23 protein-coding genes and 2 pseudogenes are annotated in these 22,885 nt (G+C 40.0%); 8 read left to right on the top strand and 17 right to left on the bottom strand.

What is annotated here, in order from left to right; translation table 11 throughout:
- Positions 1-123 precede the first annotated feature (123 nt).
- On the top strand, positions 124-2,202 hold the full coding sequence (locus PTT44_RS10890; RefSeq protein WP_159128015.1) for a catalase: 2,079 nt from the start codon (positions 124-126) through the stop codon (positions 2,200-2,202).
- Positions 2,203-2,269: 67 nt separating this feature from the next.
- Here PTT44_RS10890 and PTT44_RS10885 read toward each other — a convergent pair whose 3' ends face one another.
- Positions 2,270-2,410: a hypothetical protein gene (locus PTT44_RS10885; RefSeq protein ID WP_004986534.1), complete on the bottom strand. Its 141-nt coding sequence runs from the start codon at positions 2,408-2,410 to the stop codon at positions 2,270-2,272.
- 218 nt (positions 2,411-2,628) lie between these two features.
- On the opposite strand from PTT44_RS10885, the pseudogene PTT44_RS10880 reads away from it, so the two are divergent.
- Positions 2,629-3,549 (top strand): annotated as a pseudogene (locus tag PTT44_RS10880) (IS5 family transposase).
- A gap of 110 nt (positions 3,550-3,659) precedes the next feature.
- On the opposite strand, the gene PTT44_RS10875 reads toward PTT44_RS10880, so the two are convergent.
- The 5 genes from PTT44_RS10875 to PTT44_RS10855 form a co-directional block, all read right to left on the bottom strand.
- Complete coding sequence (locus tag PTT44_RS10875; RefSeq protein ID WP_035327273.1) at positions 3,660-4,055, bottom strand: rhodanese-like domain-containing protein; 396 nt, start codon at positions 4,053-4,055, stop codon at positions 3,660-3,662.
- Positions 4,056-4,299: 244 nt separating this feature from the next.
- Positions 4,300-5,082, bottom strand: coding sequence for a sulfite exporter TauE/SafE family protein (locus PTT44_RS10870; RefSeq protein ID WP_159128016.1), 783 nt, complete (start codon positions 5,080-5,082; stop codon positions 4,300-4,302).
- Between the two features lie 68 nt (positions 5,083-5,150).
- Entirely contained in the window at positions 5,151-6,023 is an 873-nt protein-coding gene (locus PTT44_RS10865) for an MBL fold metallo-hydrolase (protein ID WP_168158522.1), read from the bottom strand.
- A gap of 2 nt (positions 6,024-6,025) precedes the next feature.
- Positions 6,026-6,442 (bottom strand): DUF6691 family protein, encoded by a 417-nt coding sequence (locus tag PTT44_RS10860; RefSeq protein ID WP_168158523.1) that lies wholly within the window; start codon positions 6,440-6,442, stop codon positions 6,026-6,028.
- Between the two features lies 1 nt (position 6,443).
- Positions 6,444-6,860, bottom strand: a complete 417-nt coding sequence (locus PTT44_RS10855; protein ID WP_151837105.1) for a YeeE/YedE family protein — start codon at positions 6,858-6,860, stop codon at positions 6,444-6,446.
- 120 nt (positions 6,861-6,980) lie between these two features.
- Between PTT44_RS10855 and PTT44_RS10850 the strand changes: the two genes are divergently transcribed.
- Entirely contained in the window at positions 6,981-7,292 is a 312-nt protein-coding gene (locus PTT44_RS10850; RefSeq protein ID WP_004984482.1) for an ArsR/SmtB family transcription factor, read from the top strand.
- 258 nt (positions 7,293-7,550) lie between these two features.
- Here the strand turns inward: PTT44_RS10850 and PTT44_RS10845 are convergent, their stop codons facing one another.
- The 6 genes and pseudogenes from PTT44_RS10845 to PTT44_RS10820 form a co-directional block, all read right to left on the bottom strand.
- Complete coding sequence (locus tag PTT44_RS10845; protein WP_004984479.1) at positions 7,551-8,264, bottom strand: ABC transporter ATP-binding protein; 714 nt, start codon at positions 8,262-8,264, stop codon at positions 7,551-7,553.
- Positions 8,257-9,480 carry an ABC transporter permease gene (locus PTT44_RS10840; protein ID WP_159128019.1) on the bottom strand — a complete coding sequence of 408 codons (1,224 nt, stop codon included), beginning with the start codon at positions 9,478-9,480 and terminating at the stop codon, positions 8,257-8,259. The genes PTT44_RS10845 and PTT44_RS10840 overlap by 8 nt, the downstream gene beginning before the upstream one ends.
- Positions 9,477-10,703: an efflux RND transporter periplasmic adaptor subunit gene (locus PTT44_RS10835; protein ID WP_168158584.1), complete on the bottom strand. Its 1,227-nt coding sequence runs from the start codon at positions 10,701-10,703 to the stop codon at positions 9,477-9,479. The genes PTT44_RS10840 and PTT44_RS10835 overlap by 4 nt, the downstream gene beginning before the upstream one ends.
- 523 nt (positions 10,704-11,226) lie before the next feature.
- Positions 11,227-12,759, bottom strand: a complete 1,533-nt coding sequence (locus tag PTT44_RS10830) for a BREX system Lon protease-like protein BrxL (protein WP_273795654.1) — start codon at positions 12,757-12,759, stop codon at positions 11,227-11,229.
- A 23-nt stretch (positions 12,760-12,782) separates the two neighbouring features.
- A pseudogene (locus PTT44_RS10825) lies at positions 12,783-13,667 on the bottom strand (DUF932 domain-containing protein); the annotation flags it as partial.
- Positions 13,668-13,730: 63 nt separating this feature from the next.
- Entirely contained in the window at positions 13,731-14,048 is a 318-nt protein-coding gene (locus tag PTT44_RS10820) for a hypothetical protein (protein ID WP_168158524.1), read from the bottom strand.
- 826 nt (positions 14,049-14,874) lie between these two features.
- On the opposite strand from PTT44_RS10820, the gene PTT44_RS10815 reads away from it, so the two are divergent.
- From PTT44_RS10815 to PTT44_RS10800, 4 genes are read left to right on the top strand one after another with little or no spacing between them, the layout of a single operon-like run.
- Positions 14,875-15,150 (top strand): hypothetical protein, encoded by a 276-nt coding sequence (locus tag PTT44_RS10815; RefSeq protein WP_168158525.1) that lies wholly within the window; start codon positions 14,875-14,877, stop codon positions 15,148-15,150.
- Positions 15,151-15,172: 22 nt separating this feature from the next.
- Complete coding sequence (locus PTT44_RS10810; protein WP_004984451.1) at positions 15,173-15,319, top strand: hypothetical protein; 147 nt, start codon at positions 15,173-15,175, stop codon at positions 15,317-15,319.
- A gap of 17 nt (positions 15,320-15,336) precedes the next feature.
- Positions 15,337-15,642 carry a hypothetical protein gene (locus tag PTT44_RS10805; protein ID WP_168158526.1) on the top strand — a complete coding sequence of 102 codons (306 nt, stop codon included), beginning with the start codon at positions 15,337-15,339 and terminating at the stop codon, positions 15,640-15,642.
- A 59-nt stretch (positions 15,643-15,701) separates the two neighbouring features.
- Positions 15,702-16,235: a hypothetical protein gene (locus PTT44_RS10800; RefSeq protein WP_168158527.1), complete on the top strand. Its 534-nt coding sequence runs from the start codon at positions 15,702-15,704 to the stop codon at positions 16,233-16,235.
- A gap of 127 nt (positions 16,236-16,362) precedes the next feature.
- Here PTT44_RS10800 and PTT44_RS10795 read toward each other — a convergent pair whose 3' ends face one another.
- From PTT44_RS10795 to PTT44_RS10775, 5 genes are all read right to left on the bottom strand, one after another.
- Positions 16,363-17,625 carry a carbohydrate porin gene (locus PTT44_RS10795; RefSeq protein WP_168158528.1) on the bottom strand — a complete coding sequence of 421 codons (1,263 nt, stop codon included), beginning with the start codon at positions 17,623-17,625 and terminating at the stop codon, positions 16,363-16,365.
- 160 nt (positions 17,626-17,785) lie between these two features.
- Complete coding sequence (locus tag PTT44_RS10790) at positions 17,786-18,790, bottom strand: transketolase family protein (RefSeq protein WP_168158529.1); 1,005 nt, start codon at positions 18,788-18,790, stop codon at positions 17,786-17,788.
- A 13-nt stretch (positions 18,791-18,803) separates the two neighbouring features.
- A complete protein-coding gene (locus PTT44_RS10785) occupies positions 18,804-19,649 on the bottom strand; it encodes a transketolase (protein WP_168158530.1) in 846 nt (281 codons plus the stop codon).
- Between the two features lie 15 nt (positions 19,650-19,664).
- Positions 19,665-20,963, bottom strand: a complete 1,299-nt coding sequence (locus tag PTT44_RS10780; protein WP_215904343.1) for an MFS transporter — start codon at positions 20,961-20,963, stop codon at positions 19,665-19,667.
- An 83-nt stretch (positions 20,964-21,046) separates the two neighbouring features.
- The gene (locus tag PTT44_RS10775) at positions 21,047-21,796 is read right to left on the bottom strand and encodes an SDR family NAD(P)-dependent oxidoreductase (protein WP_168158532.1); all 750 of its coding nucleotides are present in this window, start codon (positions 21,794-21,796) and stop codon (positions 21,047-21,049) included.
- Positions 21,797-21,976: 180 nt separating this feature from the next.
- Here PTT44_RS10775 and PTT44_RS10770 point away from each other — a divergent pair, with 180 nt between their 5' ends.
- Positions 21,977-22,858 carry a LysR substrate-binding domain-containing protein gene (locus PTT44_RS10770; protein WP_168158585.1) on the top strand — a complete coding sequence of 294 codons (882 nt, stop codon included), beginning with the start codon at positions 21,977-21,979 and terminating at the stop codon, positions 22,856-22,858.
- Positions 22,859-22,885: the final 27 nt, after the last annotated feature.

Raw genomic sequence — 22,885 nt, 5'->3', positions numbered from 1 at the left:
GTAGATAACCTATTAAATTGTATAAGCACAAAATATCCGTCAACAAATAAGCCATTAACTTACGTGAAAATAAATACTTATTTTCATAAAACGTTATAAAGCAAATGTATAAGAGAATGTGATATGAAAGAACCAAATACACCAAAAATTGACCAGCTTTCTGAGGAAGCATACGTGGATCCTATAGGTAAAACTCTTACCACTTCTTTAGGTGTTCCCGTAGCTGATAATCAAAATAGTCTAAAAATTAATGAGAAAGGCCCTACTCTTCTCGAGGACTTTCTTCTAAGGGATAAACTTATTCATTTTGATCGTGAGCGTATTCCAGAACGTGTTGTACATGCTCGAGGGGTCGGTGCTCATGGTTACTTTCAAGCTTATACCGGTAATGAAAAATGGACTAAAGCCAAGTTCCTAACGGACACAAATAATCAAACCCCTATCTTTGTCCGTATTTCTACAGTTCAAGGTGGGCGAGGTTCGGCTGATGTCGTTCGAGATGTACGAGGTTTTTCTATAAAATTTTATACTGAAGAAGGAAATTATGATTTGGTGGGGAATAATATCCCTGTCTTCTTCATTCAGGATGCTATTAAATTTCCGGACTTTGTTCATGCAGTAAAACCAGAAGATGCCAATGAAGTTCCAACTGGTCAATCTGCCCATGATACTTTCTGGGATTTTATTTCTTTAAATACCGAAGCATCACATATGACTACTTGGATAATGTCAGATAGAGCAATTCCAAGAAATCTACGCTCTATACAAGGTTTTGGCGTTCATACATTTAGATTGATTAATAAGAATAATGAAGCATTCTTAGTGAAATTCCATTGGACTCCAAAGCAAGGGGTAGCTCAAGTCGTCTGGGATGAAGCCCTAAAAATTAATGGCAAAGATCCCGATTTTCACAGACGTGATCTGTGGGATGCTATTGCGCGTGGCAATTACCCGGAATGGGAATTAGGCGCACAAATTTTCTCTGAAGAAGATGCAAAACAATGGGACTTTGATGTCTTAGATGCTACAAAATTAATCCCAGAAGAACTTGTACCTGTCACTCCACTAGGTAAATTTGTTTTAAACAAAAATACAGATGATTTTTTCGCAGAAACAGAACAAGTTGCTTTTAGTCCTGCAAATATTGTCTCAGGTATAGATTTTAGTAACGATCCCCTTTTACAGGGACGGCTATTTAGCTATACGGATACTCACTTACACAGACTAGGTACGGTAAATTTTAATCAAATTCCAATTAACAAACCCGTTTGTCCTTTTCATACGAATAGACGAGGTGGTTATGCTAATCACGAAGTTTATAAAGGAAAGGCAAATTATGAACCTAATTCTGTTGATGAAAATTGGCCAAGAGAATCACCTAATGACAGTGGTGCCTTCAAGACACATCCTGAAGAAGTACAAGGCAGCAAACTAAGAGTTCGACCAGAAAGTTTCGCTGATCATTTCTCGCAAGCCACAATGCACTACCATAGTTTGGAAAAACATGAACAACAGCATATTAAGGATGCATATTCTTTTGAATTATCTAAGGTTAAATCGGAAGATATCCGCAGACGTGTAGTTTACGCTGTCTTAGCTAATATTGACTTGGACTTAGCTGAATATGTTGCGAAAGAGTTAGGTATTAAAACTCCCCCTAAACAGCAAGATAGTCTGCACCAACCCGTAATTGCATCTTCGAAAAGATTAAGTACCTCATCTTTTCCTGCATCTGATATTAAACAGCGAAAAATTGCCTTGCTCGTTCATAACGGTGTAAATGCGTCATCAATAGATGATATTAAAATATGGGCTGAAGCAGAAAAAGCTATTGTGGAAACTTTAGCACCGAACGCAGCCCCTGTTAAATCTAGTGATGGCAATGAAATACCAGTAGATGGAAGACAAAATGGCGAGCCTTCAGTGACTTATGATGCCGTAATCGTGATTGATGGGAATAATTTAGAAGTATTTAAGGCTGATGGAGTTTCTAAACATTATGTATTAGAGACATATAAACATCTCAAGCCCATTGTTTTCTTGGGTGATAAATGCGCTTTAATAGATGAGTTTCAGCTCACTAAGGATGCAGCTCTATTCTCTACTCAAAATTTTAAAGAGATCCAAGATCAATTCAAACAAGCTATTCAAAATCACCGTTTGTGGGATAGAGAAAAAGTTGTCGCAGCTATTCCAGCATGAATTTATTTGAGATTAAAAGTAGTGTAAGCATTTGATTTCAAAAATCCCTCGACGAGGGCTTTTTGATCTACTTTTGCTCTTTAAGTGGATTCTCAGGCTCTTCATTTGGTTTTTTCTGAGGATCTGGATTCTGATAGGTTTTCTGATCACCCTTGTCATCGTTTGATTCTTTTTGAGGTTTTGATTCTGGATTTTGCTTATTAATCATGTCGGTTCCATCACGTGAAATACTATAATAATAGATATGACATCAGGCTCTATCTATCAATAATAGATATGTTACGCAATACTACCCTGTAAATAATTAGCACCTTAAATTCATTACTATTTCCCTAAACTATTATGCATTGATCACACCTGATAGTTATAGGTGGCTTTGTTGCACAAACCTACCGATAAAGTCCTATTCAGCAATATAATTTATAAATGAATAAGCCTACACCTAAAATTTATCGTACAACCAATTGGTCATCCTACAATTGCGCTTTGATCAATCGTGGCAATTTGACAATTTGGTTTGATCTGAATACTAAGTGGCATGCACAATCACAAGGCAAACAAGGTCGAAATCAAACCTATTCTGATATAGCAATTCAGTGCTGTTTAATGATCAAATCTCTATTTCGACTTTTTTTAAATATGGTCACAGGCTTTATACAAAGCCTTATTAAGCTTAGTGGGTTAAGTTGGACAGCACCAGATTACTCCACCCTCTAAAGACGGCAAAAACATATTGATATTGCAATCAGCTATCAAAAAAATCATGAAGGACTATATCTATTAGTAGACTCAACTGGCCGTAATTTTTGGTGAAGGTGAATGGAAACGCAAGAAACACCAACCTGAATATCGTCGGCAATGGCGTAATCTGCATATTGGTATAGATGCTCAAACCCTTCAATTATGTACACTACAACTGACCAAAAATAATGTCAGTAATTCACAAATTCTTCAGGATTTACTTAATCAAATCCCATCTGATGAGCAGATTAATTCTGTCTATATAGATGGATCATATGTTACAAAATATTGTAGACAAGTGATTTCAGATCGACAAGCACATGCCATGATTCCATAAAGAAAGAATGAAAATGCCATGCAAAGATAAGAAAGTGAGATGCATGGAGCGAAATGAGTTATTTAAAACAGTTAAACGTCTAAGAGGAGCACTTTGGAAAAAGTGAGTCTGGTTATCATCGGCGAAGTTTGGTCGAAACCAAGATAAATTGCATCAAATTATTAGGCGATAAACTCTGCTAAAGGAATTTTGACAGCCAAGAAAATCAGATCCATGCAAGCGTAGCCGTATTAAATAAATTTACAGAATTATGTAGTCTTCATACCTAAGTTGTAACTTAAATTTTAGTAACTTAGGAAAACTTTACCTTCAAAGACTTTATGTAACAAAACCCCTTAAATTAAAAAATCAACGATAAGATTTTCTTTATTTCAATAGCTTATTTTCCTACGGGATAGCCTTGTTCAAGCCAAGCCTGATAACCGCCCCGAACAGACTTCACATAAGTAAATCCCATATTTTGTAATGTATCTGTTGCTAATGCTGAACGGCCACCCGTGCCACAGATCAAATATATCGGCTGATCTTTAAGGTATTCCAGTGCCTGCTGAGTATCGCAATGATGACTGGCTAAAGGATGCTGGTGAATTCTCATTTCCAAAACACCACGAGGATAATTCACCGCTCGGTCTATTGCTGCCGCCTGAAATTCATCCGGTTCCCTGATATCAATCAGAATGGTTTTATGGTTTTTCATCGCTTCAAACAGTTCAGCTACACTCACTTCCTGAATCCGGCTTTTCGCATTCAGAATCAATTGCTCTGCAGTTTTCATCATTTTCATTCTTCCTCGTGCATCATATTCATATTTTATAAACTAGGGTCAGGCAGATTAAAAGCTGTTTAGCTTCAATGCCCAACCAGCTTGTTTCAACCCTGTTGATACGATCAGGCTATGCAAACCTTAGTTTTGCTAACGTCTTCTCATATGCTACCGCTGTTTAGATATCAAGCCAGATGAGACAGATCATATCCAACAGGCATCAACTCAGGCATTTTTATCTAGACAGCGTACAGAACTACCCCATGAGTGCGGAATAGATTAAATACATCGCCACCCCAACCACGGTGGTGGCAAATATTTTCTGTACTTTGTTACTGTCAATCCGATGCATCAGACTGCGTCCAATCAACATCCCCACAGTACAGGCCAGGACAAAAGTCAGCGTGACCGAAACAGGATATTGAAATCCATCCAGCACATGGGCATAAATACTGACCCCGCCAATCAGGAAAATAATCATCAGGGAAGTCGCAACGATACTGCGCATATCCAGGTCTGTGAATTTACGCAGGGCTGGAACAATGACAAATCCCCCACCCACACCAAGCAAACCGGTCAGTAAACCCGCCACGACACCAATACCGGCGAGGAACGAGGCAGTTTTGGCATCCCAGATCAGGCGACCAGTGGTTTGATTGACCTTGCACGGTGCATTTCCATGATCATGGACTTTATTAAAGAAGATCCGGTAAGCCACAATCAGCATCACTAAACTGAAAGCCAGTGTCAGCCAGACCGGAGAAACAATAGCAGCCAGCTGCACCCCGTAACGTGCAGAAGGAATACTAATGAGAGCAATCCAGAGCGCAGCACGATAACGCACAATACGCTTGAATAAACCCTCGAACGTTCCGACCAAAGTGGACAGCGTGACTGCAATCAATCCCACCGGCGCAGCTTGGGCCACGGTCCAACCCTGACTCGCCATAAGTGCGGGTACAGCCAAAATGCCGCCACCAGCACCGGTTAAACCCAGCAAGCCACCAATTGCCAATCCTTCCAGTATTAATGCCCACATCGCCCTCTCCTTTATCCACAAAAATGATTCAATAAAAGTTGAACTTTTTGTTGAATCACGACACAAGCTTATTTGAAGTAGTTAAGAGGAAGCTTGAAGTAAGAAACACCATTTTGTTCAGGCTCAGGAAACTGCCCTGCTTTCATATTGATCTGAATCGAGGGCAGAATCAGTTTAGGCATACTCAGTCCTGAATCCCGCTGATTTCGCATCTGAGCAAATTCAGTTTTGCTGATTCCCTGATGAATATGGATATTCTGTGTTTTCTGCGTCTGTATATCAGATTGACATACATATGATTCACGTGTTTCAGGCAAATAGTCATGACATAAAAAGACCCGGGTATCTTCTGGCAACTGAAACAGGCTTTGTACCGAATCATAAAGTTGTTCTGCACTGCCTCGCGGGAAGTCACAACGGGCAGTACCATAATCTGGCATGAACAACGTATCACCCACAAAGACTGCATCGCCAATCACATAACTCAGGCAAGCAGGCGTATGTCCCGGTGTTGGAATGTTATAGGCTTTCAATGTTCCGATTTGGAACGACTCATGATCTTCAAATAAATAATCAAAGAACTGCTGGGCATTCCATTGTTTAATATCCAGATGATAAATCGCACCAAAGGTGTCCTGTACAATGCCAATTTTCTGGCTCATAGCAATCTTGCCACCTAACTCAGCTTTGAGATATTGCGCTGCAGTCAGATGATCAGCATGTACATGGGTTTCGAGAATCCACTCAACCGTTAAACCCTGCTCTTTAATATAGGCAATAATTTTATCGGCATGAATAGTTGATGTACTTGCTGATGCCGGATCATAATCCAGAACGCTATCAATAATGGCGCAGGCTTTAGTCGCAGGATCACGTACAACATAACTGAAGGTATTGGTATCTTCATGAAAAAAATCTTTTACTATAGGTAAGTTTAACATTGTTAAGCTCCTGACCATTTACGGTGAATCCATACACCCACCAGCATTGCTACAATAAAATACAGCACTTGATAGTGGCCCAAACCGATCAAGGTGAAACTTGGTGCTGGACAGATGCCAGCAATTCCCCAACCTGCACCAAATAAAACCGCACCCGTGATCAGCTTCTTATCTATCTGATTATTTTTAGGTAAATCAATAGGTTCATTAAATACTGTTTTCGGTTGTGCCGTACGTAATACTTTCTGGAAGGGAATAAAGGCCACCGCAATCGCGCCCATCATGACAAAAGCCAGACTGGCATCCCAGTCACCAAACAGATCCAAGAAATCGAGTACTTTTTTCGGATTGGACATACCCGATACCATCAACCCCACAGAGAACAGTGCACCAAATAAAAAGGCAAACAGATTTTTCATTTTAGAATGCTCCTGTGATATGACGGATAATATAAACAGCTACAAAACCTGCAAACATGAAAGTCATGGTCGCGATGATAGAACGTTTAGACAGGCGACTTATGCCACAAATTCCGTGACCACTGGTACAGCCCGAACCTAAGCGCGTCCCAAAACCCACCAGCAGACCTGCCACAATCATCATCAGTGGGCTGGCATTCAATTCGATTTCAGGTTGTACAAACAGACCATAAATAAATGGTGTGAGGATTAAGCCTGATAAAAACCAGATTGCAGGAGTTTTAAACATGGTTTTTGAGTTTAATACTTGCCCAATCAAACCACTGATACCTGCAATACGGCCATTGACATAAAGATAGCCAACCACGGAAAGCCCGAGCATTAAGCCGCCAATAAATGCGATGAGGAAGTCATGCATGATGAATTAATCCCTATACAATATACTTTTTTATATTATATAATAAAAAATATTAATCAAGCAGTTTTATGGTAAATTATGTAAACTGCACGGGCTACATCAAAAGTTGTGAGGACATTTATGGATATGATTGCTGAAAATGCCAAAATTGATTTTTCTCAAGTCGATTTCGTCAGCCAATGCCTGAAAGTTTTGGCCAATCCTGATCGCCTGAAAATCTTATGTGTCCTGGTGGATGGGGAAATGAATGTTCAGGAAATTGAAGAATCCACTGACATTCATCAACCTACACTTTCACAACAACTGACTGTCCTACGTAAGGCTGACATGGTCAGCACACGACGTGAGGGTAAACAGATTTTCTATCGTCTGAGTGATCCCAAGGTCTTAAGTTTGATGCAAAAGCTGTACGAGCTGTATTGTGCGAATTAATCCGCTTAGTACAGCCAAAAAGAAATGATCAGAAGCAGTAAACCTTTGTTTTTTTTAAATACTCTTAATATTGAAAAATCTTGTACTCATTTTTTCTCTAGATTAGATTTAGTGAACTAAATCTGAAAAATATTTTATTCAAATTACACAGGGTTATAATTTATCGATTTACAAGTTTGTTCTTATATCGTGCTAGAATTTTGATGTCTACTCAATGTTTTGAACTGCTTTTACCAGAAGAGTGATCTACATTCCGGCTCATTCCATCTCGTGTTTGGAATCACTCTGAATTCTCCCATCCACCAAATTAATGGTTCGATCACAGGTCGCCGATAATCTAGGATCATGAGTCACCAATAAGACTGCACAGTCATGTTCGCGATGTACTTTACGAAATAATTCAAACATTTCCGCAGCAGTTTGAGTATCCAGATTACCTGTCGGTTCATCGGCCAACAATAGTGCAGGCTGAGTAATCAGTGCACGTGCAATCGCTACGCGTTGCTGCTGCCCTCCAGAAAGCTCATTAGGTTTACGGTCAGCGAACTTATCTAACCCTACAGCGGCCAATAATTCATGGGCATATTGCAACGCAGATTGATCTGGCTTACCTTGCTTCAGCATTAATGGCATGAGTACATTATGTAAGGCAGTAAAAGCCTGTATAAGATGATGGAACTGAAACACAAAACCTATACTATTGCCTCGTAATGCTGTCCGAGCCGTATCATCCATACGGCTTGTAGCCTGCCCCAACAAGTACAACTCACCACGACTAGGCTGATCTAATAAGCCGAGAATATTCAGTAAAGTACTTTTGCCTGAACCAGAAGGACCAATTAATGCAGCAAAGTCATTCCGTTGAATACACAGGTCAATTCCATGTAATACCTCCACTTCATTAGGCTGCCCAACATTGTAAGACTTTCGCAATGCTTCTAAACGCAGTACTTCCTGAGATGGATCAAACATGACGAATTGCCTCCACAGGATCAAGTGCAGCAGCCCGACGGGATGGTATTGCAGCAGCCAAAATACCTGTCACTGTCGCCAAGAATAATGCCGACAAGATAAGCTTGATTGAAATCGAAATATAAAACAAGCCGGGACCAAACTGATTAAATCCCCAGATCAAACCATAACTGACTACACTACCAAGCATCGAACCAAGCAGACCAAAAATTGCTCCCTGAAACAAGAAAACTCTTAAAATTTGTGCTTGTGTCGCCCCCGTCGCACGTAAAATACCGATTTCCCGAGTCCGTTGCACCACACTCACCGACATCACACTGGCAATGCCAAAAGCGACTGAAATCCCTACAAAAACAATAATCATGTTTGTAGAAAGACTTTGAGCAGTAATCGCATTCATTAATTGAGCATTGGTTTCAATCCAGCTTTCTGCTTTTAATCCTGTCAGGCGTCCAACTTGTGAGGCAATTTGATCCGCCTGAAAAATATCCTGAATCGTCAGATCAATCACGGTCACGCCGCCCGGCAAATTAAGTAAAGATTGCGCCTGTTTCAAATCTAGATAGACATAGCGCGCATCCAATTCACGCACGCCCAGTTCAAATATCCCAGAGATATTCACCACCGCATTTTTCTGTTGCCCAGTATCTAACCTTAATTTGCTCCCGACTTCCACACCCAAATCTTTGGCCAATTGACGCCCAATTAATACATTATCCGCACTGACCCGTAATTCACCACTCACCATATATTGCTTTAACGGAATAATTTGTTGATAACGTTCAAGATTGATACCAACCAAAGCAACCGATTGAATCGCCTCTCCACGCTGTACAAATGCAGGACCAGAGATCACAGGAGAAACCGCCGTCAACACGGGCAACTGATCTAAAGTCTCAGTAATCTGCTGCCAATTATTAATAGAGCGTAAGCGTTGCGCACGCTGATCTTCTTGTAACAACTGAAGTGTTCCTGCTGCTGGTGGCACAATGTGATTCACCTCATCTGGTGAAAGCAAACGAATATGCGCCTGCGTCCCTAAAGTCCTTTCTACAATATTCGATTGTAAGCCCTGAATTAAGGCGCTAATGAACACAATGACTGCCACCCCCACCGCGATGCCAATGGTAATCATCATCGACTGTGTGCGACCCTCTCGCAGAAAACTGATTGCAATAGTCCACTCTGTCCAAAGTCGCCCAAAAAAGTTTTTCAATCGAATTTCACCGGTAATTCGTTTTTGCTATTTGTCGGATCCGTTTGACTCTGCAGAACACGTTTAGTTTGCTCTATTCGGACACGAGTTCCATCTTTAAGCACTGATTCTGCATCGGTAAGGACGTGATCACCTTCTTTCAATCCAACTACAACTTCCGACATGACCAAACCACGTAAACCCAGTGTGATGGGATGACGTTGAATTTTTCTATCTCTTACTAAAATAACCATAGCCTTGTTTCCACTTATACTGCTTAAAGCATCATTTGGAATGACCAGGGTTCGCTCGCGCTTGTTGGTTTCAACATTTACCGATACCGTCATGTCTTGACGCAAAAAATCAGGGACTGGATCAACTGTTAATCGAACGTCTATTGTGCCACGTTGAGCATCAATACTTGGGGCAATAAAATTAATATGGGCAGGAAAAGGTTGATTTGGATAGGCATCCGTAATCACTGCTGCTTTTTGTTGTAAAGCCAGCAGTGGTAAATTTCGCTCATCAAATGGCACTCGTATTTCAGTCGCACCATCCAGTGCAATAGTGAAGAGAGTCTGACTCGGTTGTACCAAATCCCCTGGCTCAACATTACGGGTTAAAATAATACCTGAAACTTCTGCGCGAATTTTGGTCTTGGCGAGTTGCGCTTGTAATGCAGCGAGTCGTTCACGTAATTTTGTCTCTTCAACTTTATCTCGGGCAAGTGAAGCAACTTTTAATCGAGCTGATTCCAAATTATTACGGGCGAGTTTTTCTGCCTCTATCGATTTCTCCCTTTCCTCTGCTGATAATATTCCTAATTCGGTATTTCGTCTGCGTACCGCCTCTCTTTGAGCCTGTTCTAATTGCACTTTGGCATTCGCTAAATCGACTTCTGCTTGCGGACGTCTAGTGGTTGCGAGTTCCTTTAATTCAGCTTCTGCCTGCCGCACCTGCGCTGAAATTTCATCAGATTTCAGTACTAAAAGAACATCCCCTCGATAGACCCGATCTCCCTCTTGAACCAAGCGCTCAAGAACAACCCCTGTAATTTCACTACCAATCTGAGTCCGAGATACTTTCTCTACCCGTCCTGAAGCAACAACTATCTGAATCAATGGACTAGATACGACTTCATAACTAGGTAACAATGGTCCTTGCCACCAGCGATATGTGGCAAAACTGACGAGCAAAACCAGTAGTATGATCATGATCCAAGGCTTATAACGGGTAACAAGCAATTCCATTCTCCAAGCCAGATTAAAGAAAAGTTTTTGAATTGAATAATTAATGTCTAGTTAAATATATATGAAAATTTAGTTACAACACACCAAATTAAAAAAGCACACCATTTTTATTAAATTATTTTCTCTTACTGTTATAATTTTTTCATAATATTGATTAAAACAAACAAACAAACAAACAAACAAACAAACAAACAAACAAACAAACAAACAAACAAACAAACAATAAACCTATATTTTTATATATTTCATAATTTTATATAAAATAATAACACGTTTTAGACTTTAACATTCCAGCTATCAATAACGTAATACATAGCCATATTTAGTAAAGTAGCTGTGATGGTGGCAGTTGAACTAATATTAAAATATTAATTATTTCAAAATCTTAATATTTGATTTTTTATTATTTTTAACCCAACGTTACCCACCAACACAATAAGAGCAATCTAATGATGACGTCTGAATAGCCCTCTCTTAAGCAAAAGTCTTCCATTCTTTCAAATAAAAAATATTCAAATTAACCAACACGAAAAATATCTACTTTAGTTTCAAGGCATTTCCTAAGACTTAAATCATTTGAACCTATTTCGAACCACCCTCCTGGTTTCTGATAAAAATCTAGTCCTCGGCCTATTTTGATGATCCAGCCATTATCTAAACGAATTTCACGATCATGGATGTTAGGATTTAAATCAATATCAAGCACAACATCCATTTCAAGCAAACTTTGTTTCAACTCCCCCAACTTCTCTGCAATATCGGCTAACTGCGTATTATCATCATACCCTGTAATTAAATGAATTTTTTTAACAGTTCCAGCCTTTAAAGCACATTCACAAAAGCGAACGAAATTTTGGATCTGATGTGGAAGCCGAATGTATGGATCCTCAATAATGAGTGTCTTCACTTCTTTTAGATAAGGACCAATAATTGATTCATAGCTATGACCAACATCCCCATACATAATTGTAAAATGCTGCTCAATCAGCTTATCTTGAATAACAGTTAAATCAGAGGTTGGAACTATTGATTTAACTTCTATCTCAGCAGGTATCGATGTAAATTGCTCTGGTCTTGTTTTTGTTTCTTGATCACGTTCAGACGCAAATTTTTCGTTAAGCTGTCTTCTAAATGGTTGCTGTGTTGCTGCTGCCTCTTTAGACTCAGGACAATACACTATAATTTCTTGTCCCTGCGCATTGATGAATGAAAGATTAATATTGGCAAACTCATCATCAGGTTTGCGTTTGTTCATTTGCTCTTTCACGCGTCGACGACATTCAACCGCATAAGCTACATATTCTTCAAATTCTTCATCAGAGGGAATTCCTGTTGGATGAAGAATTTTCAAAAAGGCACATACTGTCTTTTTAATACCTTTTTCATCTCGCCCTTCAACAGCCTTACCAAGCTGAATACGTTTACTAACTTCTTCATATCGATTGGTATGTTTAAACTGATAGTGAAATGCTTCTGCTAAGTAATCCGTGATAAATCCATAGTTATTCGTGAGAAAATCACTGCTATTTTTTGGCATTTCCCAGCCAGGAATATAGGCAGCAAATCGATCCATAATTGCCAAATCGAACTCAGCCGGTAATGGTTGAAAAAGATCGTACTCTACAGAGTTAACTACCTGACTAATGGAAAGATCAAAGTTACCGACAAAGCTTAAACTAGCATCAGCAATGACTTCAGCTCCCCGAGAGAAGCGACCATTTGCCATAAAATCCTTCATAATTTGAATGGTATCTGGATCCTTGACTTTTATGCCACCTACTTCATCAAAGGCTACCGTATCCCAAAAACCAACCAAGCCAACCTTACGACGTGCGTTATTGTAAAACAGCGCAGACTTGGTTGCTTGTCCCCCTGAAATCAATGTGGCATATGGTGAAAACTCACTAAAGAAATATGATTTTCCGGTACCACGCGGCCCAAGTTCTATATAGTTATAATTAGGTTCTACAAGTGCTGCGAGACGTGCAATAAAGTGCATACGTACTCGTTTTGATAGCTTCTGTGGTTCTAGTCCAACAGTACGTAAAATAACGTCAACCCACTCGTCACGAGTGAATTGAGTTCGGCCCCACGACCCTGCCCGTTAAACATAGTCATGACTTTAGACATGGCACGTCCATTCGGTTCAGTCTTATTTTCAGCTTTGGTTGTGTGGTTGGCTTGGGTGGCGACATTACGATAGAACTGAATAATGCCTTCGTCCTGCTCTATTGGACTCAGGCTGGTATTGTTAAACACGGCATCAAAATAAGCGGCTGCTTCGGTCTGCGTCACTTTACGCTGACTGAGTTGTTTCATTTCATATATGTGCTCATCCCATGCACGGACTGAAATCCCCAATTGCTGTTTAATCTTCTCTGCATCGAACTTAGTGCTGTGCGGGACTTTAACCACACCTGCACTTGAGTTTTGTCCCTTCAAGGCAATGGCTAAGGTGTTATTACACACGACACGAATACTGGTGAATTGTGCTGTAGTGGCGAGTGTCCCGTCACAAGCTGTAGCCAAAAGTATGTAGCCATTACTGACATCCTTACCTTTTAAAGCTGAGCTTTGTCCTGTACGTGCCAATGCCCAGAACTTCTTACCACCTTTGAGTACACCCGCAGTTTCTAATTCAAAGCCCGATTGCTCAGTGAGATCACGATAAAACTCTAAAATTTGTTTGGGTTGCACTTCCTGATAACGCTGACTGACCACAGACAGCGGTGCATGGGTATCAGAACGGTATAAAACGCGTTGTTCTTCATAAGGCATAATGATGCTTTGTCCTCGATCATTTTTAGCCATATAGCTGACATCTGAAGATTCAATGCGCCAGTCCATACCTGCTTGTTGTGCCCAGACCTCAATCGGTTGATTGTGAGTCAGTTGGTTGCCTAAGCCATGCCAAGGGGTTTCACCGACATAGGCCATTTGTTCAAGTTGATGTGCCATGATTTTAATTCCTATAAAAATTTGAATTGCTGTAAAAGGTAATTGGATAAATTCATTTAAAAATTAGTTACGGATGCTTGGACTAAAATCGCGGTCACAGTCATTGCAATAATAATGTCGGGTATAAACAGGATGAGAGTTGTTTTGAACTTCATCCTCCGTCACCAGCATCCAAATGCCACCAATCAGCACCCCGACCAGGGCGCCTGCAATCGGGGGAATGTTTAAACTTTTCGAAACACTGATTCCTAAGGTCGCCAGTGCTAGAGGTGACATCACATTGTTTTGCGCTGAAGGTGAATTGCTGTTGATGACCAAATGTTGTGGAGATTCCAGCAGTACCGTGTCTCGGGACTGACAATAAGGACATGGCAAACTCATCTGAATAATTCCTGTAATAAAAATGAGTGAAATAAAAAAAGCCTGCTTTGGGGGAAAGCAGGCAAAACGTAAATCGGGTTATTGCATAGGGCTGTTTTAAAGGAGCCACATACTTCTCATTCAAATGATATGTATCTGTATTTTTTTAGAATGTGATTTTAATCGATGTTTTTTTAGATCAATTTTAACGACTGGATACAGGGATCAATTGACCTGATTTTTATCAGCGATTATGATGCAAGGGCTGGCCTACATTGCCAGTCGGTTTTGACAGACCGCAGATCCAGCACGGTATATGAAAGTAATTTTGTATGTCGTGGAACCCTCGTGTCCCCCTGTTGTTGCGGTAGGACGGGAGGGGGACGCCTTGTGCGTGCTGGTTCCTTGGATCCCAGTCTGTCAACCCCTTCTCGTTCTGCCACCATAATCAATTGACAGTGATTCGGTAGAACTTCTTATAATTCCAAGGAGTCATCAATCATGATTCAATTTACTGTGCTTTCTTCCTCTGCACTCGCTTCATTTTTACACCATCCCAAACTTCGGCATTTCATTCCGATTCCGACTTTATTGTCTTGTCCTGTGCACTGATTAATTTCACCGCACTGTTCAACCACTGAGTTTTTAATTCAGGGGCTGCTTTGTGCTGGAACAACATTATGAAATTGATCGCACAGCTCATTTTAATTGTCGTCGTGGTGGCGATGCTAGGCCCCTTTGTTTTTGTGCTTGGCGGACTATGGCTGCTGATTTATCTGGCAGGCTGGCATAAATAAACCCATCCGTATGACTTTAGAACAATAGATAACAATGATTTGGAACAGAAATGAAATATCAAACTTGGTTTGGGCTAACAACTATTGTCCTGAGTAGCACCCTGCTGACTGCCTGTGACAGCAAAGTCAAACGTGACTTTAAAGCAGGCTGTCAGGCGGGTGGTTTAGACCGCTCTACTTGCGGCTGTATTTACGACAAAATCGAAGCGCATTACTCGCCTGAATTCATGGAAAAAATGGCTGATGTCACGGTTCGAGAAACCATGCAGCCACCAGAAGATTTCAATGTGGTGATGGCACACGCTGTTCAGCAATGCCAGTCATAAATTCAAGCATCTGGGGAAACACATGAAAAACTATTTAATTATCGGCTATGTGCTGATCGCACTGATTTGCTCAGTATATTTCAAGAATTGCAGCAGTACCGCACATTACAGCTATGCCTACAACCTCGGTAAAGCGGTGGTTTGGCCTGTAACCATTTTTAAGAACTAAGCCATAGGAATAACAAAATGAAAAAACTCATCTTGGCCTGTGGCCTTAGTCTGATCTGTACTTCACTGTTTGCACAATCTAATAAAGTAACCGTCATCGTCAAAAAGATCGAAGGCTTTAGTGAATCAGGTGATGTCTTTAGTTTTAAGACCACTACTGGCAAACGCTATCAAGTTTATAACGTAGGTGGTGCTAATCCGATTCAGGGTGAAGAACTGATTTCTAATTCAATCAAAAGTAAGAAAGCCGTTTGCCTAGGTCTAGATGCAGACAAAACTGAACCACGTTTGGTGCAATCGGTTCATAAAGGTAAATGTAAATAACCACTAAGAACGAACGACGACTTTATTTATGAAATAAGCAATTTTTTAGGAATTCAGCCATGAAACTGATACACCCGATTCTTTTATCCAGCGTATTAATACTGGGCTTAACCGCATGTAGTCCAGCCAAAGAATCTCAAGCCACAGTAGAACCCAAAGCAACAGCAGAGCAAAATACGGCCTCTGCTGAAAATAGCACTTCTGATCAGTCTGAGATGACCAATCAATCCGAGGATGATTTTGTCGTTGATAAATCATTTTTAGAAAATGGTGCTGATGCTGAGCAAATGACGGAATTGTCACAGGAACCACCTTTACAGGAAGAATTCGAAGTCCGTGTCCGTCGTGATCATTCGCAATATTCCGGGACAGGCTATGTGGATAAACTCAATATCATGTCACTAAATGATGATCCAACCACCCTGACCAAGGTATCAATCAATCGCGGTAATTGTAGAACCAAAGGCTTTTATTATTATCAAAATATGCGCTATGGCTCAGTGGCCCAAGTCTATCTCGGTTGCGCTGCTGAAAATGTGCGTGAGGTGACCATCACCACCAACAGCGGATTGACCTATACCTATAATTTTTAGCTATTGATAACGAAGATTTTCCATTAATTAAGGGAATAAAAATATTCCCTTCTTTTAACCATAACAATATTATTTATTTTAATATCAATAGCTTAAAAACACCGCCCAAATTTTAGTAGACATATTTTTAAAAAATAATTTTCGAGCTTAAGCCTAGCACTAAAGCATTATCAACATAATTCGTTGCTCCAGGATTGATTACATATTGAATATTAGGTCTAAGCATCAACCATTTCATTGGGAAATATGAATAGTTCAACTCAATGTTATATTCAGCCTCCTTGTTAAGGACTTGGTGTATTTGACTGTAACGATCACTAACATCAACTCTATTCACAGCAAAACCAACAATATCATTAGGATGATGATTTAAAAGTCCAACATATTTCAACCCCATTTGTTGCATATTTTCAACTTTGTTAGTGGTTTGATCATGAAAGCTAAAGTTCATAAAGGCATACAATCCCTGATGAGTTGAGTCTTTTTGGGTTAATTGTTGTTCCGCAACTCCCCACATACCATATGTATGATCTTGCGGCTCTCCAGTAACAATATCCTTCTGATTTTTAACATCATGAGCTGTATTGTAAAATCCACCAAGACGATATATCCCTGGTAATTCATTTATTCCTTTTTTAGGCTGCCATACAAATTCAACCGGAATATTCACGCCATCTGCATCATTCGTACTAAAATTCCAACCTTCACTTTCTTCCAAGTTTTTTGGGTTATATTCGAATACACCAAATTGTATAAATGCCTCAGGGTTAAAACTATATTTAGACATTAGAGCCCATTGGCTTACAGGTGCATTAATCCATTTACTACCTTGCCATTTCCCCATTTGTGCACCGCAAAATGAATTATTTTGAAAGTCACAAGACATCACATTGAAATAGGTTCCCATGGCAAAACGCCCAACTCGAATACTGGTAGCTGCGTTCCTAAAATTCTTTTCAATCGACAGTTCCGCAAGCCTTGTACCCGAATTACCTCGACCATAGTTTGCCTGTACATTGGCCAATTGTGGTGCTTGCGGATCGGAAATCTGTTCTACTGATACGCTCTGTCCTTGTCTTGCCATAACTAATGCTCGAACACTCACCCCGTCTACATTTAACAACTTTTCTAAATCTAAGATTGAACCCAGTGAAAACTGGCTAACATATGTTGGGTCTTGTCGTGGGGCATATCCACCATCTGCTAAGTAAGCAATATCGAGATTAGAACTACCATCAAATTTGATTCCTTTATCTGCTAGAGCTGTTCGTTCACCACCCCAGTCCCCTGTTAAATTTGTCCGATTCACATCAAATAAGCTCTCAGCAAAACAAACTGTATTTGTTCCAATAAGTACACCTATAAGACATAAAAAATTACTTTTTTTCATTGCACAATCCCTGCAAATTTTGAATATAAGTTTCCCTAAACAGCTAATTGAATGAGCTATTTTGAATGATTAAATGGAGTAAAAGTGGTGTGATAAAATTGCAGCATGGCGGGACTCCTGTCACATACCATGCTCAATTCACTAACAGAATTGGATTCTCTTAGGTTAAATGATTTTTAATTTTCTCTTTAACGGCTTCTGTAGAAATACCATAACGATCATGTAGTGTTGGCAGTGCACCTGCATCTAAAAATGCATCGGGTAACCCAATCATGTCAAAACGTGGATGTTGCCCATTTCTTAATAACAAGGTTCCAACTGCTTCACCTAAGCCCCCAACCACAGAATGATTTTCAGCAGTAAGTACAGGTCGACCTCCTTTTGCAACTTCAGCTAAAATCGTTTCTTCATCAAGAGGCTTAATGGTTGGGACATGTAGAACTGAAACCTCAATTCCTTCTTTTTCAAGTTCTTCAGCAGCCTCAAGCGCACGCATAGTTAGTAATCCAGTAGAAATAATCAAAAGATCTTTACCAGGTTTAATGACTTGGGCCTTACCCAATTTAAATTGGTAATTATATTTATCCAGTACCAATGGAACTTGACCACGCAACAAGCGCATATAAACAGGACCTTGATGAGCAGCAATCTGTGGAATAGCCTGTTCAATTTCCAATGCATCGCATGGATCAATGATCATTAGGTTTGGCATTCCACGGAAAATGGCAATATCTTCTGTTGCTTGGTGACTTGGTCCATATCCTGTAGTTAAACCAGGAAGGGCTGCTACAATTTTCACATTTAGATTATCTTCGGCAATCGCCATACAGATAAAATCGTAAGCTCGGCGTGAAGCAAAGACAGCATAAGTCGTGGCAAAAGGAACGAAGCCTTCTCGAGCTAATCCAGCAGCAGCACTCATTAGGAGTTGTTCTGCCATTCCCATTTGAAAGAACTTGTCAGGATTTTGGTTCGCAAAAATATGCAAATCTGTATATTTGGATAGATCTGCTGATAATCCAACAATATCATCACGCTCTTTCGCTAGTGCATTTAAAGCATGTCCAAATGGTGCAGACTTGGTTGGTTGCCCTTCTGCAGCAATCGAAGCAATCATTGCAGACGTTTTTAATTTTTTCTTAGGAGAGTTCGCTAATTGGCTCATGGATCTAGACTCCTTATTTGCCGTAATGGGTTAATATATTTAAAGCTTCATCCCATTCGCGCTCATCCACGCGAATAAAATGTGTTTTTTCACGGCTTTCTAAAAATGAAACACCTTTACCCATTTTGGTATCGCAAATAATGACTCTTGGGCATGTTCCTTCGTGGCTTTTCGCTTGATCGAAAGCATCAAGTAAAGCTTCCATATTGTTGCCATCTACGCGTTGGGTATACCAACCAAAAGACTGCCAACGATCTACAATTGGTTCAAAAGCTAGAATTTCACTTGAATGCCCATCGGCTTGCTGATTATTCACATCAATAATTGCAATTAGATTATCTAATTTCCAATGTGAAGCCGACATGACGGCTTCCCATGTCGAGCCCTCATTGAGCTCACCATCTGATAGGAAGTTATAAACAAAAGACTCTGATTTCTTTTGCTTTAATCCGATGCAAGCACCTACCGCAATGCCTAAACCATGACCCAATGATCCCCCTGTTATTTCCATACCCGGGGTATACGTTGCCATGCCTGACATAGGTAAACGACTGTCATCAGAACCATACGTTTCAAGTTCTTCAAGTGGAATAACTTTTGCTTCGATCAAAGCAGCATATAAAGCAATTGCATAATGACCTATTGAAAGATAAAAGCGGTCTCGTCCTTCCCACTCAGGGTTCTCAGGCTGATATTTCATTGCATGAAAATAAGAAACTGCAAGTAGATCAGCTGCACCTAAGGCCTGTCCAACATAACCTTGACCCTGTACTTGTCCCATACGTAACGCATGTTGACGAATGTTATATGCACGTTGCTGTAGTTCAGCAATACGAGCTTCTTTATTAATATTTGACATGATTAACTTCTCTTATTAACGATTAACCAGTTTTGCTGGAACGCGCAGTACTAGGCTGGCGCCGACAACTAAGACTGCTGTGATTAAGAACATACCTATGGCATTCGAACCTGTATTAGTGGTAATCCAGCCGATGAGAAACGGAGAACAAAATCCAGCGAGATTGGCAAAACTATTGATTCCAGCAATACCTGCGGCAGCTGAAACACCACCTAAAAAGTTGGTTGGCAACATCCAAAACAAAGAAGATGCGGTGAGTACACCTGATGCCGCAATACATAAACAAATTAGCGATAGGGTTAGATTTGAGGCAAACAATGTTGCGAAGGTCAGTGCAATTGCACCAGCACACATAGGAATAATTAAATGCCAGCGACGCTCTCTAAAGTGATCTCCGCTACGACCTGCTAACAGCATTACAACTATGGCACACATATAAGGTAGACTGGTCAACAAGCCAATATGCCAGTTATCACTAATACCCGAGTTACGAATTAATGTCGGCAACCAGAAAGTAATTGCATATTGTCCCATTACGACACAAAAGTAGATTCCAGCAAGTAACCACAAGCGTTTATCACTAATGAAGTCTTTAATACTGCTATGCCCTTCTTTCTGTTGATTATCTTGAGCGATTTCTTGCTGAACTAAATTCTTTTCAGCACTCGTTAACCAATGTGCATCTTGCACAGAGTCTTTTAAAACTGCGAGGACTAACAAACCAACAACCACTGTAGGGATAGCTTCAAGCACAAACATCCATTGCCAGCCATGCCATCCTTGCACATTGTTCATTTGATCCATGATTAAGCCAGATAGAGGGCCACCAATCATTCCTGAAATTGGAATCGCAATAAACCACAGCACAGTCATACGGGCCCGACGATAAGAGGGGAACCAATATGTAAGATAAAGTAATAAACCTGGCGCTAACCCTGCTTCAGCAACACCGAGTAAAAAGCGTAAGGTATAGAATTGCCATTCTGTTTCAACAAATGCAAAACAGCCTGACAAAATACCCCATGTAATCATGATTCGAGCAATCCAACGTCGAGCACCAACTTTGTGAAGCACAATATTGCTAGGTACTTCACATAAAAAATATCCTATAAAGAAAATACCTGCACCGAGTCCATAAACAGCTTCACTAAACTGCAAATCACTCATCATTTGAAGTTTGGCAAAACCAACATTTACACGATCTAAGTAAGCACAAAAATAACAAAGCATTAAAAATGGCATCAGCCGAAATGCAATTTTTCGATATGCAGATTTACGAATAGCATCTGTATCAGATGAAAATACGGTATCCATCATGCGAGTCCCTTTACATTTGGCCACAATATCCTCTCGTGGCCATGTCTCTATTTTGAATTTTCTAATACTAATACTGAGTTTTAATGAATCAGCATTCCGCCATTTACGTCTAAAGTTACACCTGTTAAATAGGCTGATAGATCACTGGCTAAAAATAATGCTGCATTGGCAACATCTTGTGCTTTACCTAAGCGACCAAGTGGAATTCCTGCAAGAATGTCATGACGACGATCATCATTCATTAAACCACCTGTAATGTCTGTTTGAATAAGACCTGGTGTAAGTGAGTTGACACGAATATTATCAGCACCAAATTCACGCGCCATCGCTTTACCTAATCCTAAAACCCCAGCTTTGGCAGCACTGTAATGTGGACCTCCAAAAATACCACCACCTCGTTGTGCCGAAACGGATGATAAACACACAATACTTCCTCCACCGTTTTCTTTCATTGAGGGAATTACAGCCTGAGACATAATGAGCGTTCCACGCAGACTGACATCCAAAATACGGTCATAATCATTACGCTTGATATCTAATGTTTTTACAGGTTGGGTAATGCCTGCGTTATTGACCAAAATATCAATTTTTCCGTAGTGTTGAAGGGCTTGTTCCACAGCAGCGTATGCTTGTTCTTCATTAGCAACATTTGCTGCTAGACCTAAATGACTTTCGCCCAATGCTTTAGCCGCATGCTGGCTTTGCGCAAGATCTAGATCAACAATAATGACTTTGGCGCCTTGCTGTGCAAAGATTTCTGCTGTTGCACGACCAATACCACGTTCAGATGCTGCACCTGTGATTAACGCTACTTTTCCTTGTAGTAACATGTCTATTCCTCTTTTCTTCAACATATTTATTCATCGCTAGATTCTCTTTTTTCACAGTGAGCAGCAATAAGGTTAAACTCAACTAGGCATGAATAATATTCATGCCTATGATATTTTTAGTTGATATTCGAAAGAAAAATGGAATTTTAAATGAACAATAGTGAAAAAAATTACAATCAAGTGCCTGCAATAAAAACCTTACAAGCGTTTGAACAAACTGCTCGGTTAGGAAATGTGGCAAAAGCGGCAGAGGTTTTGAGCCTCACACCATCTGCTGTCAGTCATCAAATAGCAAAACTAGAAGAAATGATTGGTCAAAGCTTATTTATAAGGGGCGCACGCGGAGTGACCTTAACACCTTCTGGTGAACGTTATTATCAAGATGTAACGACTATCTTGCATAATTTGATGTTAGCGACTGAACAAGCATCAGATAAAAGCCCAAAAGATAGTTTATATATCCATTCTTCACCTAGCTTTGGACTTCTGTGGTTATTGCCAAGATTGGAATCATTTAAAGAACAATATCCTCTCATTCAGGTAAATTTATCTTGCTCTTATGAAAACCTTCATTTCACACGAGATAAAATTGATATTGATATTCGTCATGGTATTCCGAATTGGACAGGCGTCGAAATTAGAACGGTTCGAAGTGAAAAATTAGAAGTTCTTGCCTCCCCCAAATTACTTGAGCGCAGTCCTGTTTCTAAGCCTAAAGATTTACTAAAAAAAGAATTAATTTTATCAAAGTCCACTCTCGTGACATGGCCCCAATGGTTTGCACATCAAGGGTTAAGCATTCCTGAATTTCCTTATACTTTTAGTTTTGATCGCTCATATATGTCACTTGAAGCTGCAACTCATGGGCTTGGATTTGTCCTAGAAAGCAATTTACTTACCCAAAATTATCTAGATTCAGGCAAACTTGTCAAAGTCTTTCCGGATGACTTATCCGTACCCATCTCTGCACACCACTTAGTTTATCCACGTACCCATGAGAACATTCTCAAAGTGAACCACTTTTTAAACTGGATTGGTGACGAAATCATAAAAGATAAATAATGATCAAACAGTCGCTCAAAACAGAAA

Source organism: Acinetobacter sp. Gutcm_16, from assembly GCF_028649355.1.
GTDB lineage: Bacteria > Pseudomonadota > Gammaproteobacteria > Pseudomonadales > Moraxellaceae > Acinetobacter > Acinetobacter johnsonii.
Note: the sequence above shows the minus strand (reverse complement) of the source record. Positions and strands in the feature narration are given on the sequence as shown.